Genomic DNA, 17,509 nt, shown 5'->3' on the forward strand with positions numbered 1-17,509 from the left:
GTGATGGAAATGCCTTGGTCTATGAAGGATTACCCCGCTTCACTGAAAAATCTCGAGAAGCCTGTGAAGAAAAAGGCGATTGAAATCGCGAATGCCATGATTGATGAAGGCTATGAGGACGGACGCGCCATTCCGATTGCGACGAGCAAAGCAAAGGTATGGGCGGAAAACGCCTCAAAAAAGGAAATTGACGACTTTCTTAAACATGATGATGAAACAGAACGCGATGAGGAGGCAAACGATGACGCCAGACCCGAGCTGATGAATAAGGCGGAACATGTCATTAAGCATAAGAATGGCTGGGCCGTCAAAGCTGAGGATGCCAAACGTGTATCTGAAATCAAGGATACAAAAACGGAAGCAATTGAAAGGGCAAAGGAAATTGCTGAGCATAAAGGCACTGACGTAATTGTTCATTTGGCTGACGGCAGTGTGCAGAGAAAGATAAAAACAGACTCATAAGCAAATGTGCTTTTGTACGTTTCGGATCTGTCTAGAACGGCTATTGATATATAAATCATTAAGGAGAGGTGAATATCATGCTTAGCTTTTTGGTTTCATTAGTTATTGCTATCTTAATTGGACTAATCGGAAGTGCCATCGTCGGCAATCGCATGCCTGGAGGAATCTTCGGTTCGATGATTGCAGGTCTGATCGGCGCATGGATCGGGCATGGCCTACTCGGAACTTGGGGACCGAGCCTTGCAGGATTTGCCATTATTCCGGCAATTATCGGGGCAGCGATCTTCGTATTCTTACTGAGCCTCGTATTCCGCGGATTGCGGAAGGAAGCCTAAATGTTAGATTATTCAGGAGGCATCGTTTCATACAGAAACGATGTCTTTTTATGTATGGACCCTTATCAGATGCCCTACATATCATGTTACATAACAGGGAAAAATTTAAGAAGTGATTTTGATCATCATTGGTTGACAAGAAATCGGGATGGTCATATGATGTAGATAAAATAATTTGGTTTAAGGAAACTCTTTGTTGTATGGCAAAAACAATTAGAATTCAGGTGAGTACATGATGAATAAGGACATCACAGCACAATCTCCCCGTTCCCAAGCAGTCCAAGATGCGCTTGACGGGAAAAGCAGAGGATTCAGAGGACTACTGCCTTTTTTAGGCCCGGCGTTTATTGCAGCTATTGCCTATATCGATCCCGGTAACTTCGCAACAAATATATCAGCCGGTTCTAAATATGGATATATGCTGCTATGGGTGATTTTATTTTCTAATATCATGGCGCTCTTGATCCAATCACTCTCCGCCAAACTCGGTATCGCGACAGGCAAAAACCTGCCTGAGGTTGCTCGTGAGGAATTTCCTAAGCCCGTTTCCATCGGCTTATGGATTCAAGGCGAGCTCGTCATTATCGCGACTGATCTGGCAGAATTTATCGGAGCGGCGCTGGGACTGTATTTGCTGTTCGGCATCCCGATGCTCGAAGCGTCTATTATTGCGGCGATCGGCTCTTTCGCGATTTTGGAGCTTCAGCGCCGCGGTTATCGTTCACTTGAAGCCGGTATTGCCGGCATGCTGTTTGTAGTGGTCATCGCCTTTGCGCTGCAGACCTTTTTCGCAAAGCCGGATGCCGTCTCAGTGATGAAGGGGCTTTTCGTTCCGACATTTCACGGGACCGACAGCGTTCTTCTTGCCGCAGGGATTCTCGGCGCAACCGTTATGCCGCACGCCATTTATTTACACTCTGCCCTCACACAGCGGCGGGTTGTCGGCAAAACAGATGCCGAACGGAAAAAAATCTTCAGATTTGAATTTATTGATATTTTAATAGCGATGCTGATTGCAGGGGCTATTAATGCGAGTATGCTGATTGTGGCTGCAGCATTATTCTTCAAAAACGGGCTGTTTGTCGAGGATCTTGATGTCGCGTTTCAGCAGTTCGGTCATCTTGTCAGCCCTGTTTCAGCCGTGCTATTCGGAATCGGCCTGCTGGTTGCGGGCCTATCCAGTTCGTCTGTCGGAACACTTTCAGGCGATGTGATTATGCAGGGATTTATCAATTACCGCATCCCGCTGTATGTACGGCGGTTCATCACAATCATTCCGCCGATCTTGATCATCGCATCAGGCGTCAATCCGACGTCGGCTCTTGTGCTGAGCCAGGTGGTACTTTCCTTCGGCATTGCCTTTGCCTTAATTCCGCTTATTATGTTCACAAGCAATAAGAGGATTATGGGTTCACTGATCAATGCCAAATGGGTAACAGTTGTTTCTTGGCTGATCGCTGTACTGATTGTTGCTTTGAATGTGTTTTTGATCGTCGATACGTTCCGTTAGAAAAAAACCGGCTGATAGAGCCGGTTTTTTATTTTGGCTTCAAAGCTCATTGATATCATTTTTTACAGAAATTTGTTATGATAGAAGAAAAAATCGGAGTTTTGATAATGTCAGTATTTATTCTGTTTTATTTATGGATTGTCCCTATTGTTATCGGAATTTTATGTTCTGTTATCGCTTATAAATCAACAGGTAAAAAAATGAGGATCGCGCCTGGCATCGCCATGGTGGTGCTCAGTATCATTTCCTTAATTACCGCTTTTACAGCCGGTGGCGCTAATTTTCACGTGTTTATCGGCGGCATGTTTTTATTCGGCACTTTATTAGTTGGTTCTGCTTTTCCTTTCTTTTTCGGACTTTCGAAAAAAGGGAAATAAGCTTATAGAGACATAAATTTTGGATGAAACAGACAAGGACAAATGCGCTGATCTTTTTGGTTAAAAAGCAGATGCATTTGTCCTTGTGTCCGTTTTGGGCACGGCGAGAATGTTGATCCCAATAAGTATACGAGTCATTTTAAAGGTTCAAACCACCAATTTTATGATTCAATAAAATCCAAAAAACAGGGGCCTCGCCCCTGTTTTTTTAGAATAACCGTTTTAAGCTTTTCTTCAATGATGGCATTTCGATTTTTTGATTTTCGAAGAAGTTTTTCAGCATGTATTTGCTGAAGCCTTTTGCCTGTCCGTAGGTGATCTTGCCGGGAAGCGGCGGTTCATTTCCGATCATTACGTCAACGACGACCGGCTGATCGGAGTGTAGCGCCTCATGAAAGGCCGGCGCAAGCTCTTCCGCTCTGGTCACCTTGATGCCTTTTGCTCCGCAGCTCTCTGCAAATGCGGCATAGTCAACATTCTGAAGTTTTGTGACATAGTCGATGTTGCCTTTGACCTGCTGTTCATATTCAATCATGCCGAGATTTTCATTATTTAAAATAACGACAGTAATCGGGAGCTTGTATTTGACTGCGGTCGGGAGATCCTGCATGACCATGGAAAAGCCCCCGTCACCGCAGACTGCGATGGCCTGGCGCTCCGGTTCAGACAAGCTCGCCGCTATAGCTCCCGGCAGGCCGCAGCCCATTGTCGCAAGCCAGCTGGAAACGATGAAATCCTGGTTCGCGTTCATTTTGAAATGCCGCGCCATCCAGACGGTGACAGTGCCGACATCTACTGACAGCACCGCGTCGTCTGCTGCTGCTTCCTGAAGACGCGCGATGACCTGCTGGGGTTTAAGCGGTGTTGTCGCCTCAGTTTCATCTTTTTCGATTTCGTTCCACCAATGCTGCATATGTTCAGTGCAGGCATTTAGGAATCTTCTGTCTTCCTTCCGTTCAATATACTCCGTCAGTTCGCGCAGACCCAGAGCCGAGTCACAGACAAGCCCCGCTGTTACCGGATATCGTTTGCCGATTTTCGCCGGGTCTGAGTCAAGTTGGATTGCCGGTGTGTCTTCCGGCAAGTAATCACGATACGGGAACGAGGTGCCGAGCATGATTAACAAATCGCATTCTTCCATTGCCTCATAGGCCGGTTTTGTCCCAATCTGCCCAAGGTTACCGAGAAAGTGCGGGTGCTTATCGGGAACAACGCCTTTTGCGGGGAGCGTGACGACGATCGGTGCCGCTGCTTTATCCGCAAATTCGAGCAGCTCCCGCTTCGCCTTTTTCATTCCCTGTCCCGCCAAAATGATCGGCTTTTTCGCATTGTTAATGTATTGCGCGCATGTCACAAGCTGTTCTTTTTTCGGTTCAAGATTCCCTTCAATATACAACGGTGATGTATAAACGGGTTCCCGTTTGATTTTCTCCGAAAACAAATCATCTGACACACTTAATACCGCAACGCCTTTTTTGCTGTAGGCAGTGCGGATCGCCTGATTCAACAGATCCGGCAGTGACTCCGCGCTATGTACCTCCCTGTTAAACACTGCCACATCTTCAAACATTTGCTCAAGCTTAATCTCCTGAAAGTAGTCCCGCCCGACTTCGCCTGAGGAAACCTGACCTGCAATCGCAAGCACAGGGGCGCCGTCCGCTTTTGCATCGTATAAACCGTTCAATAAGTGCACCGCACCCGGCCCTGCAATTGACAGGCAGACACCAATCTTGCCGGTGAGTTTTGCCTCAGCCGCGGCTGCCAGCGCTGCCACCTCTTCATGGCGGGTTTGGATGAATTCCAATTGATTTCTTTCGTGTCTCAGTTCCTCAATAAATTCGTTAATGCTGTCTCCGGGGATGCCGTAAACATGATCAACTCCCCATTGTTCAAGCAGTTCTGTCATTGTTTGTCCTGCTGTTTTGTGTGCCATGCCGTATCCTCCTTTTTCCTTTTTCAATACCACAGGGGGAGGCGTTTAAAACCCGGAGGCAACTATCGCTTGCTGTATTTCCTTCTGAACAGGTCTAGGGCCGCCAAAAAGCTGTTGTCCTTGACGGTACTCTTGATGCCCGCGGCACCGTTTAGAAAATCTCTGATTTGCATTTTCCGGTTTGGCACCATCAAAAGCGGCAGACGCTCCGGCGAAAACCACTTCAGCCCGGCCGTTTCCATGCCGTTTTCTATCGCTTGTCCGCCTGTTATGTTCCCTGCAAACACATGCTGTTCGTCCTGAAACTTAGGTCTTTGATAGACACCCAATTTCCCGGAAAGCTCTATCAGATATCCCGTTTCTTCCATTACCTCCCGGATCGCCGCTGCCTCCTGGGTTTCTCCTGATTCAACCCGTCCGCCCGGCAAATCCCATAAAGGAACGTCTTTCCGTTTGACCAGCAGAATTTGCCGCTTTGCGTTTGTCACTATAACAAATGCCCCTTCCGTATACACCGCCATTCCCCCTTTATTTAAAAAAGACCAAGGGATGTCCCTTGGTCTTAGCTGCTTACTTTTTAAAATGATACGGCAATGTGGCAACGATTATGTCCTTCTTCCAGAACAGCCGGACTCTCAGCAGGAAGGCTGACTGGTTGTGCAGAATGGTGTGCCAGCGTTTTTTTGTTATAAACTGCGGGAACAGCACCATGACAGAAAACTGTTTCTTCTTTGCTTTTGCTTCAACAGTTTCCAAGAACTTATCAAAAGGATGGACCAGGCTTCTGTACGAAGAGTGAAGCGTGACAAGACGCACTCCATTATTCAGCTCTTCCCAGCGTTTTTCCACTTTCTTTTCCTGTTCTCTGTCAAACGATACGTGAACGGCAATGACCTGATCTGACAGTGACTTTGCGTATTGAATGGATTTTTGCACGACGGTCGTGACACCCGCTACAGGCACAATCACGACCGTACCTTTGATTTCTTCCGGCTGTTTGTTTACGATACGAAGCTGCTCACCGACAGCCGTATAGTGATTCTTAATCGCGAAAAACAAAAAAACGACGATAGGCATAAAGATCAAAACAGGCCATACGACATTAAACTTCGTGACAAACAGGATGGACAGAACCATAAACGATATCAATGCGCCGCAGGAGTTGATCAGCATTTTTCCAATCCAGCCTTTTGGTTTTTGTTTGATCCATTTGATGCACATTCCTGTTTGCGAAAGCGTAAATGGAATAAACACACCGACCGCGTATAGCGGAATTAAGTGCTCCGTCTGCCCTCCAAATAACAGAATCAGCACAATTGAGGCAACGCCTAAAAAGATAATTCCGTTTGAGAAGCCTAAGCGGTCGCCTCTTACTGTAAACATGCGCGGCATGTACTGGTCTCTCGCCAAGTTGAAGGCAAGCTGCGGGAAAGCTGAAAAGCCCGTATTCGCCGCAAGGACCAAAATTAACGATGTCACACCCTGAATGACATAGTAAAACACATTTCTTCCGAAGGTATCCGACGCAATTTGTGAAATGACCGTTTCATTCGGTTTCGGAGCCGTCCCGTAACCGTATGCAAGTACTGTGATACCGGCAAACAGAACCGCAAGCAAGATCCCCATCATAGCCAACGTTCTCGCCGCGTTTCGCGCAGGCGGGTTTTTGAAGGCTGGAATCGCGTTGGAGATCGCTTCAACTCCGGTAAGCGCGGAGCAGCCGGATGAAAAAGCCTTTAGCAACAAAAACAGCGTAATGCCGGCTACCGGTGTGCCGATCGGTGTATGGTGGACAGGCTGATCTATTTGCCCTGTCATAAGCTTAAATAAACCGACGGCAATCAGGATGAAAAGAGCCGCCACAAACAGATAGACCGGGTAGGCAAGGATTGATGCTGATTCTGACAGCCCCCGCAGATTTAAAATCATAATCACTAAAACCAGCAAAACAGCAATGGGTATATGATAATCATGCAGTGCCGGGAACGCCGAGGTGATGGCATCCGTTCCTGCGGAAATACTTACTGCTACAGTTAATATATAATCGACGAGCAATGAACCGCCTGCAATCAGTCCGGGCTTTTCGCCAAGGTTTTCTTTTGATACAACATACGCCCCGCCGCCCTGCGGATAAGCGTAAATAATTTGCCTGTATGAGAGAATCAGCGCGAGCAGCAAAATGAGTACGCCGACCGCTATCGGAATGGAATACCAAAATGCAGCAGCGCTTACCGCCGCCAATATGATAAGAATTTGTTCCGTTCCGTAAGCGACAGATGATAAAGCATCTGAGGAAAGCATGGCAAGTGCCTTTAATTTTGTCAGTTTTTGTTCTCCTGCTGCTTGTGATTTTAACGGTTTCCCAATCAAAAAACGTTTGATTGAATGATACATCGATGTCTTCCCCTTTTAATTTCATTTTTCATTAAAACAATAAAACATCCGCATCTGTTCTCACATTTTATAATAGTCCTTTCTGCTATGATGTCTCTGTATGCGATTTACATTCTGAAAATTGAACAGCAAAAAACACAGAGGCAAACGGATGCCCCTGTGCCTTAACATCGAACACAGGTTTCATTCATCTCCTCTCATGAACGCTTACGAGGTTAGCTGACGGATTCGGGCATATGAGAGTTTGCCCTACCTAAAAAGGATTCACCCCGAGCGGCAAAATGCCGCCAAAATGGGTCCCCCGCTCTGTTTTCAGATTAAGCGATTTGTTTTCTAAAAGAGATCATACTCCCGTTTACGTATGTTGTAAAGAGGCTTATCGGCCCTGAGAAAAAAATAAAATGACAGGTTCCACAAATGGAAAATTTGATCCAAAAACAAAAAACAGAGGCTAATATCAGCCTCTGTCTTATTCTCTATCTATTTTTCTTTTTCTTCGTCTAACAGTGACCCAAATGAAGCATGCCGCAATCACCATAATGAGAGCCAGCACGCCGATATACAGCAGTTTTTGGCCTTGATCTTGGGCTGTTTTTTCTGCTTCAGAACTGTTTGTTTCCGATTTGAGCTGCTGGTGGTTTGTAAACACCTGCTGGCTGTTTGTTTCATTGATGACGGTCGCCGTGTCATCATTGCTGTTCAAAAAGCTGATCATTTCTTTTGTGACGGCTGCACCATTTTCTTTCAGCGGCGCAAAAACAGCCATCGTATAATTTGCATCCCATAAAGACGCCTGGGTAAATGCCACTTGTTTCGTTGTCTCGTTCAGCATTTCAAAGCCTGACACGTCAAACGAGCCGTTTTTCGCTAGAGGCACGAGCAGATCAGAAGATTTCTCTTTCAAAAGAGAGAACTGGCTGACACCGCCGATGAAAATTAAGTTCCGGCCTTTCGCGTCATCCGCTTTGACTTCAGATGCTTTCCTTACTGTAAATGATTGCTGGGCTTCGCTTCCGAAGGAATCAGTAACGAGTGAAAGCTCTTTAAGCTTAGGTTGGCTCACACTGTCAGGAAGCACAATCAGTGTTGCCTGTTCCTGATTTCCGGCGTAAGGAAGCGGCCACTCCTGAAAATTCGCTGACGGAGCTGTGCCTTTGACGGTGTAAGACAATGTGCTGCTTTTATCAATAAAGACCCATTTCTCTTCGTCAGTTGTATTGCAAGGATTGTCTTCCTTTAAGCCCGTGGTGATAAACTGCATATCAATGTAGCGGTTTTTCTGCAGCAGCTTAGGGTCTACTTTCAGCGTGACATGATAGTATCCGTTTTTATCTTCTTTTCCTAATTCATTGAGGCGGACCGAATGCGGCTGCCCGTTGATTAGGACCTTCAGCTCTGCTGCTTGAGAGGATGAATCGCTTTCTGCGGCGGCTGCTTGAATCGTTTCCGATTTCTTTAGCTTAAGCGACAGCTTGGCTGATTGGTTTTGATCTATCACCGCCGAAGCCGGATAAAAATAATGTGCTGAAGATGTTTTGTCAGCTCCAATAGTAATATCTTCTGCCCCAAATTTCTCAAGGGTCAGCTTATTGCTTTCCTGCTTTTCAGACTTGTGAAGCTTGCCAATAGAAAGTGTTTCTCCGCTTAGCTGGCCGGTGTAAGTCTGATCAGTGATGACGCTGATTTTTTCTGAGAGCACATCATCAGATGCCGCTTGAGCAAACAGAACCGGCTGCTGCTTGCCCTGCGCTTTCAGCACGCGCTCCGCAAGCAGAAGTTTTTCTCCTTTTGCCTGTAAGCCGGCTTGTTTGATCAGCTTTTTCACCTTGCCGTTCCAATGCTTGTCCACACCGATGAAAATGGTCGGCTTGTCGATTTGCTTCACTTCAGATTCCTTCACAAACGAAATGCTGACACTGCTGTCCGCAGTTTTCAGGTATCCTTCTGTTTTGACAGCCGCTTCAATTTCTGCCGAAGTCGGGTTATCCGGAATGACAATAGCAGTCTCTTCCGCTGTATTACCCGATTGGGCAAATGGGTATGGGTAATGTTCAAGTGACGTTCCCTTCGCTTCGCTGCTGTCCGCCAGTGTCAGGCGGCTGTCCGGAAAAATTTTGATCCAGTTGCCGGACGTATCCTGTCTGACGCAGACGCCCTCTTTCATGACGCCGTAAAATTTCAGCGATACGCTGTGATAGCCTTGGGCGGACTGGCTTTTGGTCAAGTTCAGCTTCAGTGTTTTCCGTTTTGAATCACCGTTTAGCTTTACCGTTTTGACCGGTTCATCGTCAATCACAGCCGTTAACGAAGAAGGAGAAATTAATAGATCCGATGCCTCGTATTCAATCACCAATTGCTGGCTGCCGGAAGAGGCGCCTGCGGGAATCTGATACGTCAGTTCCGCGCTGTCTTTTGATCCGTACAGTGTCATGAGATCGCTTGTCAGCACCTGCTGTTTGGCTTGTTCACGGCTGCTTTTGCCTAGAAGAGAGCCATCGACCTGCATCTCTTGGGCGAAGGCCGCTTGTCCGGTCATTGCCAGCAGCATAATGCTTGTCAGAAAAATAAGTAGTTGTTTCAAAAAGGTCACCCGCTTTTATGTTGATTGTATCGTTCTGTCTTGTACCATTTGACCTCCTGCTTGAATAAACGGTGCTTGATTTCTACGAATAAAGAATAGATCACGAGCACAATCCATGCCTGCGAGTACGTAAAGTACATCAGAAATACGATAAAGAAGTTTTGCCTGTTCATTTCTGTTTTTTCGATGCTTAACGTAATCATGACCTCGGTCATAAATAAGAAAAACGCCAAAATCCAAAGAATCATTGCCAAAAACCCGACCGACAAATGCAAATCATAAAACAGATTGACCACAAATATCGTGTTTGACATGATCACGCCAAAGAAAAACAGGAAATACGTAAAGAAAAAGTAAAACAAGTCAAAGATAATCCGTTTTCGTTTCAGTTTGAAAAACTGCGCCAAAAACTTCAGGACGACATATTGATTGCCGCGCGCCCATCTCGTCCGCTGGCGCCACCACACCTTCCACGTTTCCGGCTCCTGCTCCCAAGTAATAGCAGCCGGGAAAAAGCGGATGTGATAGCCGAGGTTATACACCCGGATGGTCAGCTCGGTATCTTCAGCCAGCGCTTTATCATCCCAGCCCCCGAGCTTTTCAATAATGCTTCTGCGGATTGCGAAATTGGTTCCGGGAATGGTAGCGATTTTGAACCACTTCCATCTGCCACCCTGCGCCATCCACTGAAAACAGATCGTTTCAATGTTGATAAACTTCGTCAGCAGCGTTTTTGCCGCATTGATGACACGGAATTTCCCCACCACTGCGCCTGCCTTCTCGTCATTCATCAGACCGAGAACAAGATAATACACGGCCATTTTTTCAGGCGTGTTGTCGGCGTCATATATACAAATGACATCACCGTTTGATTCAGCAAAACCGGAGTTGAGCGCCGAGGATTTGCCTTTTCCGGCGTTAGGCGGTTTTGTGATCACCATTTTGATAAAATCGTATTTCTGGGAAAATTCATTGACGATATCACCCGTCCGGTCTGAAGAATTATCGTTTACCACAATAATCTCCAGCCGGTCCTTCGGATAATAAAGATTCACCATAGCCTTCAGCGTCTGCCGAATGACAACTTCTTCATTATGGGCCGGGATGAGTACACTGACCTTCGGCAATTCCTTCATGTTTTCTCTCCACTTCGGAATGTTCCGCTCGAAGGTCATGTAGTGGCGGAATCCACCCTGCATGAGAAACATGTGATAGAGAAGCATGACCCATATTAAACTCAGCGAGATAAAGAACAGCATATTACCCAAGGCTTCTTCTCTCCTTAAACATTCGTTTTTTTAATGTGGCCCTCAAGTAAAACGTATAGCTGACAAACATGATGACAAACAAGAGCACAACTGCGGAGAGAATCCATAACGCCTTTTCCAACGGGGTTTGCCGATGGTGGTCGAAAAACTCGCCGACGGCACTTACGCCGTTTTTCACCTGAATCGTTCCGTCACCGCTTGTATGAATTTCCACTTTGTCTGTTTTGACGGTTTGTTTCGTTTTCTTCAAATCAAGCCATTCACTGTCCGGAATGCGTTCCATCTGGTCAACAAGCTCCGGCAAATATTTCATCCCAAGATACGGGTGATAAAACCCTCCGGCCACTCCGCCTTCAAAATCAATCACCTGTGATATGTTCTCCTGCATATCGCCGAGCGGGTTTTGTTTTGATGTATCGACAAAACCGATTGTTTCCGGATACAGCGTCATCCCATGCAGCATAGCTGGTTTGGTCAAAAACGGGGATGCACCGGAGGTTTTCCATGTTGTATTGCTGAGCTGCACCTGCCCAAACATGCTTGAAAAATACTGTGAAGCTATTTGATAGCCGTACTCAGACATCGTATAGTGCGGGGCTTCAAATGCCAGCGGATAAAGCCCTGCCGAGGTTAAATCCTCAATGGCGTGCGTCAGCTTTTGCCTTGTATATGTTTCTTCCTTTTCCTGAAACGGCTTCAAATAGCTCTTATAGGCCTGTTCATTCGGAAAAGCCTGTTCCTTTTCCAAAATGGACGGGGTGTCATCGGCATTTTCCGAAGTGATTGGCTGGTCCGCCTTGGCATCCCAAAACTCGAAGCCCTCTCCTGTTTCACTGTGGCGATAGGCGTGTGTATAGCCATGAACAATGATACTGCCGCCCATGCTTTGCAGTTTTTTCAATACCTTGACCATCTTCGGTTTATCAGACAAATACACTTTATCGCCTGTTTCCGGATTCAGATACACCGGAATGACTGACAGGATAAAAGGCACATGTCTCTTGTACAGATATGTACCGGCTTGAAGCAGCAAGGTTTCATCAGACATCGGGCTGATATCCTCCAGCCGCAAATATAAAAGCGTGGTTCCAGCCTTCTCTCCAAATGCTTCTCGAAGCTCTTTCGCCACGATCAGATTGTCATTTAACAGATTGGTTAAGCCGATATACACATTTGATTTTTCCGTTTTCCATATAAACGGACGCGCTTTGCCGTCACCAGATGTAAAGGTATACAGCGCCTTTCCTTTCAGGCCTGATACGCTCAGCACGTGAAGCCCGCTCTCTAAGGAAACATCGTTTCTTTCCGTGCTGCTGTGAATCTGATAGACATGTTCTTTGCGGGTTAAGGAAAGACCGGAAAATTGGCTGATTTGTCCGGCATTATAGCCTATCGCGACGACAGGTTCTTTTACGCCGCTGATGAGGGACACCAGTTTTTTGCTGAGCTTTCTTTTCGTTTGCCCGTAATAAATAACATGTTCTTTGCCTTTCACATCAGATGCTGTAACATCCGAATCTTTTCTGACCGTGACATGAGATGTAAAATGGCCAGCCAATAAATCGAGCATTTTGACTTGAGGCGACTCTTTGCCGTCCAAGGTTGAGTAGATGATGAGTATACCGTCATCCTGCCCCTTTGCTTGGGCCGACACGGGAAAAGAAGCAATAGCTGTCAGCATCAGAACGGTCACGCAGAGTAGCGTTATTCTTCTAAAGTTCATTCATCATCATCTCGTTTTCCAGTTCATCTAAAAATTGATCAGCCGTCCTTATATCTCTTCGATAAGGTAAATAACAGACATGGAACGTAAGCGACACATACTTTCCGTTTGTCAGCTGATACGTGTCCAGCTGTTTTTTCAGCTTTGCCAGAACGGCCGGCATATGTTCAGCCGGCGTGTGTGTCAGCACAATGCCGAAGCGCTCGTCAGAGGGGCGGAATTTTTTATCCGTTTCCCGGACGCTTGACCTGATTTGCAGGCTGACGAATTGAAAGAGGCGGTCGGTCTCTTTCTCTCCGTACAAAGACTTAAATTCCTTGAAATAATGCATATGAAGCAACAAAAAGACAAAGGAATTGCCGTAGCGCTCCGCCCGTTTGATTTCCTCTGACAATTCCAGTTTCATTCTTTGCTTGTTATCAAAACCCGTCACTCTGTCGACAGCCACGAAGCTTTTGATTTCAGATTGAAGACGTTTGACTGAACGGCGCAGCTCTGCTGCAATATCGTGGATTCTTCCTGACATAAAGGAAAACAGCAAAAGCGCAATTCCCCACACGATCAGCATGCGCAACCCGTCTTCAGCCGAAAACATCACAGCCTGTCCAGTCTGAAAAAACATCATGAGCGTGCCAAGAACAAAGAGAACGATTAAAGTGACCGCCAGCGCGTAAATCGGACCGAACCAAATGCCGGCTCCGATCACGACAAATGTGATGCAAATGATCAGAAAGCCCTCCGACTGATCGGCGGACACATAAAAAATAAACAGAGACAGGGCTGCGATAAGCCCTGAAAGATAAGCAAATAATTTTTGTGATTCATTGAATGATCGTTTCATTAAAAAGCTTCCTTTCGGCTAACAGCGGCAGCAGATTGTCGAACGAGTGCGTGTCGGAGCCGCTCATGTAACCCCCATAATATGGTTTCGCCGGATCAAGAATTTCAAAGTCATTCATTCTATCATAAATCGCTTTGATGACCGAGCTGTCTTCATGTTGTTTTGCCAAAAATAAAGCAGCTAACGCGTATACGGACGGCGACTCATATTGGACGGCAGGCTCCTTCGTATCTGCTGAATATCGTCCGTACAGCTTTCCGTTTGCCTGAAATTCCTTTTTGACCCACTCCGCTATCACAGCGGCTTTTTCATTCCCTTCCGGCAAATGCCACGCGGCGTAGAGCTGGTCAATGACGTTTACTTCACTGTCATATTTGTACTGCTTTGACTCTGCGCTGTACGTTTTTGGAAGGAACCCATTCTTTAAAGGGGCTAGATAGAGAACATCGGCATTTCGCTGTACTGTTTCTTCGTCTATGATTCCATACTTTTTCAAAACAGCTAGTGCATCGGGCATGACATACGAAAGCGTCACGTCCTTTGAAGCGGCCTGAGAGGCTGCATCGTAAAAATCTGTAAACATCCCGTTGTACATGTTGTATGTCTTTAAAGCCGTGCCGATATCACGGGCCGTTTTTTCATATTGGCTGCTCCCCCAAAGAGCAGCTGCCTGATCGAGAGACACCATGATTCTCATATCATCAATCAGCGCGTTTGTTCCGCTCGCTTGACCGTTTTGTATCTTCCATGTCACCAGCTGATGATTCAGAAGAAAAGAATCCGTCAGATGCTGATATTGCTCCTGAAAATGCGAGGCGTCTTGTCTGCTGACCAAAAACTCCATCCACAGGCCAATCGATTCTGATAAATAGGAGGGCTGATCTGAGAAATCCGTTTTGATAAGCCCCTGGTCATTCATAAGATGGTGATAGATGAAATACTCCGCCGGCTGAAGCGGTCGGGTATTCCTATCTGCCTCCGACTGATATAGGATTTTATTTCCAGATTCAACACACCCTGCGGAAAGTCCGATAGATAAGCAACATAAGATAGCAGCGACCAACACATGCCGCACAGGCAAGTCCCCCTTTGTCGTCCGAAGCGAATCAGACGCACACCAATATATGACGAAATTATTACTGCCATGTTACAAATTATATTAACTATAAAAGAAAAAAACGAAGATTACTAGCTTTTTTTCCCCTTTTTGAACTTTCAAAAAACAGGACCTAAGTCCAATAAAAAAACCTGTGCGAATCGCACAGGTTTCTTTTTATTTATCCAAACCGAGTTTCTTCAGCTGTTCCGCCAACGCATTGTTAATCGGTTCATCTTTATTTTGTTTTTTCAAATAGGAAGAGACGTCCCGCTTTGTAGCGCGCCCTTTGTCTTTGTTTTTCCGTTTTTCAAATACAGAAAGCTTCTCACGGTGCCCGCAAACACACGCGAAGGTCTGGCCTTCTCCTTGGCCTCGAAGCTCCATTCTTTTATGGCAGTTCGGGCAGCGCGCGTTTGTTTTTCTGGCGATCGTTTTTCTGCTTCCGCATTCCCGGTCCTGGCACACGAGCATGGTGCCGCGCTTGCCGTTTACCTTCAGCATCATTTTGCCGCACTCCGGACATGCCGTTCCCGTGATGTTATCATGTCTGAAGGTTTGGCTGCTGTTTTTGATTTCTGTTACCGTTTGCTTAGCGTAAGCCTTCATGTCTTTAATAAAGACAGCGGATTTTAATTTTCCAGCCGCAATGGCGGACAGCTTTTGTTCCCATTCTGCCGTTAAAGCAGGTGATTTCAAATCCTCAGGAACGAGCTGCAGGAGCTGTTTTCCTTTTGAGGTGATAAAAATGTCTTTTTCTTTTTTCTCAATTAAAAAGCTGTTGAACAGTTTTTCGATAATGTCGGCACGCGTTGCAACCGTACCGAGGCCGCCTGTTTCGCCAAGCGTTTTGACAAGGTCTTTTTCTTCTCCCTGCATAAAGGCGCTTGGGTTCTCCATAGCTGACAGCAGCGTCCCTTCATTAAAACGGGCTGGCGGTTTGGTTTGTCCGCTTGTTTCAGTTAATGTGCGGACAGTGAGCGAGGCGCCTTTTTGCAGAGCCGGAAGCGTCTGATCTCTGTCGTCCTCCTGCTCGTCATCCTCGTCAGCCATGTCATAAACGGCTTTCCAGCCTTGTGACTGCACAGTTTTTCCCTTCGCTGTAAAAGTTTCTCCGCCGATTTCTGCCATGACCTTTGTTTCTTCATATTCGAAAGCCGGCATCAGCACAGCTAAGAAACGTTTGGCAATCAGGTCATACAGCTTGCGTTCTTTATCGCTGAGACTGCTGAGAACAAGCGGCTCTTCAGTCGGGATAATCGCATGGTGGTCTGACACTTTAGCATCATTGACGTAGCCTTTATGCGATTTGATGCCGCGCTTTTTAATTTGGGTGACATATTGGGCATACGGTTTCACTTCCATGCCCTCCAGCCGGTCTTTTAAGGTTGGGACAATGTCACTGGATAAAAACCGTGAGTCTGTCCGCGGATATGTGACAAGTTTGTGCTGCTCATACAGCTTCTGCAGAACTGAGAGCGTTTCTTTGGCGGAAAATCCGAAGCGTTTGTGGGCGTCCCGCTGGAGTTCCGTCAAGTCGTAAAGCGCAGGAGCAAAGCTTTTTTTCGCTGTTTTTTTCAGTTCAGCGACCACCGCCTGTTTTCCATCAAGTTCTTTTAGCAAACGGCTTGTCACGCCTTGATCAAATGTTCTCGTCTGCTTCGATTTTTTGTCCTGCCACGTCAGCGTCATTCCATCGACCGCTGCGCGAATGCCGTAATATGGAACAGGCTTAAAGGCTTGGATGTCCGCCTCGCGCTTCGCAATCATGGCTAGCGTCGGCGTCTGCACGCGTCCGCATGAAAGCTGGGCATTGAATTTTGTGGTGAGCGCACGGGTCGCGTTAATGCCGACAATCCAATCCGCTTCTGCTCTGGCAACGGCTGAGTGGTACAGATTTTCATACTCTTTGCCGTTGCGCAGCTTTTGAAAACCTTCCTTGATCGCTTTGTCCGTTACTGAGGAAATCCACAGCCGTTTGATCGGTTTACGGACGTTCGCTTTTTCAATGATCCAGCGTGCGACGAGCTCACCTTCCCGGCCGGCATCTGTCGCGATGACGATCTGATTGACGTCCTTGCGGGTAAGCTGCGCTTTCACCGCATTGAACTGCTTTCCGGTTTTTTTGATGACCACTAGCTTTAGTGGTTCAGGGATAATCGGCAGATCCTCAAGCCGCCATGATTGAAATTCTTTTCCGTAGCCTTCCGGATCAGCAAGTGTCACCAAATGGCCTAAAGCCCATGTGACAATATATTGATCTCCTTCGAGATAACCGTTCCCTTTTTTATGGCACTTCAGCACCCGGGCCAAATCGCGGCCGACTGAAGGTTTTTCAGCTAATACAACTGTTTTTGACATGCTTGATCACTTCTCTTTCTTTCACGCTCATCCTTTTATTATAACAGACTTGACCAAGCACTCTCTAACCGCGCCCGTTTTTTGTATCAATTTCTGAGAAAATGACGTGAGTGACGGTTTGGGCGTAAGGTGTTGTTTTATTGATGAAAGCTTCAACTGCTTCAAGGCTTTCCGCGTTGATTTTCAGTATATAGCAGGCCGCTCCCGCAATCCGATAGCAAAATTCAATATTCGGCAGCGTTTGAATGTAGCTTTTGAATCGATCGTAATCCCCGTTTTTGACGGTTGCTTCGACAATACAGGAAACCGGAAGGCCAAGTTTTTTCTGATCAACCTCCAGCGTATATTGCTTAATGATGCCAAACGATTCCAGCTGTCTCACCCGTTCGGTGACTGATGGCGGGGACAGCTTAATTTTCCTTCCTAACTCCCTCATGGACAAACGGCTGTCTTTTTTCAGTTCCGCAATGATATTCAGATCAATTTGGTCAAGTTTCATACCAACATCCTTCTTTTATTTTTGTTCACATTATCTCGGGAATTTGTGTAAATGACAAGACTGAAGCCCAAGATAGATTTTTATTAAAATATGAATGTTTTCCGAACATTTTCTGAAACTTGTCATATA

At 46.3% G+C, this 17,509-nt stretch carries 14 protein-coding genes and 1 riboswitch; of the genes, 4 read left to right on the forward strand and 10 right to left on the reverse strand.

Features of this window, described 5'->3' with window-relative positions; all coding sequences use genetic code 11:
• Positions 1-9: 9 nt before the first annotated feature.
• The 4 genes from NST16_RS15595 (at position 10) to NST16_RS15610 (ending at position 2,684) form a co-directional block, all read left to right on the forward strand.
• The gene (locus tag NST16_RS15595; RefSeq protein WP_340887448.1) at positions 10-462 is read left to right on the forward strand and encodes a DUF2188 domain-containing protein; all 453 of its coding nucleotides are present in this window, start codon (positions 10-12) and stop codon (positions 460-462) included.
• 77 nt (positions 463-539) lie between these two features.
• Positions 540-797, forward strand: a complete 258-nt coding sequence (locus NST16_RS15600) for a GlsB/YeaQ/YmgE family stress response membrane protein (RefSeq protein ID WP_010333083.1) — start codon at positions 540-542, stop codon at positions 795-797.
• Positions 798-1,029: 232 nt separating this feature from the next.
• Entirely contained in the window at positions 1,030-2,307 is a 1,278-nt protein-coding gene (locus NST16_RS15605) for an Nramp family divalent metal transporter (RefSeq protein WP_326192028.1), read from the forward strand.
• 107 nt (positions 2,308-2,414) lie between these two features.
• Entirely contained in the window at positions 2,415-2,684 is a 270-nt protein-coding gene (locus tag NST16_RS15610; RefSeq protein WP_010333081.1) for a hypothetical protein, read from the forward strand.
• 208 nt (positions 2,685-2,892) lie between these two features.
• Here NST16_RS15610 and NST16_RS15615 read toward each other — a convergent pair whose 3' ends face one another.
• From NST16_RS15615 to lrpC, 10 genes are all read right to left on the reverse strand, one after another.
• On the reverse strand, positions 2,893-4,617 hold the full coding sequence (locus NST16_RS15615; protein WP_326226531.1) for a pyruvate oxidase: 1,725 nt from the start codon (positions 4,615-4,617) through the stop codon (positions 2,893-2,895).
• A gap of 62 nt (positions 4,618-4,679) precedes the next feature.
• Positions 4,680-5,138: an NUDIX hydrolase gene (locus tag NST16_RS15620; protein ID WP_340887449.1), complete on the reverse strand. Its 459-nt coding sequence runs from the start codon at positions 5,136-5,138 to the stop codon at positions 4,680-4,682.
• A 49-nt stretch (positions 5,139-5,187) separates the two neighbouring features.
• A complete protein-coding gene (gene kimA / locus NST16_RS15625) occupies positions 5,188-7,011 on the reverse strand; it encodes a potassium transporter KimA (protein WP_268447807.1) in 1,824 nt (607 codons plus the stop codon).
• A gap of 189 nt (positions 7,012-7,200) precedes the next feature.
• Positions 7,201-7,345: riboswitch (cyclic di-AMP (ydaO/yuaA leader) on the reverse strand.
• A 135-nt stretch (positions 7,346-7,480) separates the two neighbouring features.
• A complete protein-coding gene (locus NST16_RS15630; RefSeq protein ID WP_340887450.1) occupies positions 7,481-9,592 on the reverse strand; it encodes a cellulose biosynthesis cyclic di-GMP-binding regulatory protein BcsB in 2,112 nt (703 codons plus the stop codon).
• A gap of 5 nt (positions 9,593-9,597) precedes the next feature.
• Positions 9,598-10,860, reverse strand: coding sequence for a glycosyltransferase family 2 protein (locus tag NST16_RS15635; RefSeq protein ID WP_340887451.1), 1,263 nt, complete (start codon positions 10,858-10,860; stop codon positions 9,598-9,600).
• Entirely contained in the window at positions 10,853-12,583 is a 1,731-nt protein-coding gene (locus NST16_RS15640) for a DUF2334 domain-containing protein (RefSeq protein ID WP_340887452.1), read from the reverse strand. Before NST16_RS15640 ends, NST16_RS15635 begins: the two co-directional genes overlap by 8 nt.
• Positions 12,573-13,424: a diguanylate cyclase domain-containing protein gene (locus NST16_RS15645; protein WP_010333074.1), complete on the reverse strand. Its 852-nt coding sequence runs from the start codon at positions 13,422-13,424 to the stop codon at positions 12,573-12,575. Before NST16_RS15645 ends, NST16_RS15640 begins: the two co-directional genes overlap by 11 nt.
• Complete coding sequence (locus tag NST16_RS15650) at positions 13,405-14,499, reverse strand: lipoprotein YdaJ (protein ID WP_340887454.1); 1,095 nt, start codon at positions 14,497-14,499, stop codon at positions 13,405-13,407. The genes NST16_RS15645 and NST16_RS15650 overlap by 20 nt, the downstream gene beginning before the upstream one ends.
• A 198-nt stretch (positions 14,500-14,697) precedes the next feature.
• Positions 14,698-16,881 carry a DNA topoisomerase III gene (locus NST16_RS15655; RefSeq protein WP_268471664.1) on the reverse strand — a complete coding sequence of 728 codons (2,184 nt, stop codon included), beginning with the start codon at positions 16,879-16,881 and terminating at the stop codon, positions 14,698-14,700.
• A 64-nt stretch (positions 16,882-16,945) separates the two neighbouring features.
• The gene (gene lrpC, locus NST16_RS15660; RefSeq protein ID WP_010333071.1) at positions 16,946-17,380 is read right to left on the reverse strand and encodes a transcriptional regulator LrpC; all 435 of its coding nucleotides are present in this window, start codon (positions 17,378-17,380) and stop codon (positions 16,946-16,948) included.
• Positions 17,381-17,509: the final 129 nt, after the last annotated feature.

Source organism: Bacillus sp. FSL K6-1005 (genome assembly GCF_038000225.1).
GTDB classification, from domain to species: Bacteria; Bacillota; Bacilli; order Bacillales; family Bacillaceae; genus Bacillus; species Bacillus mojavensis.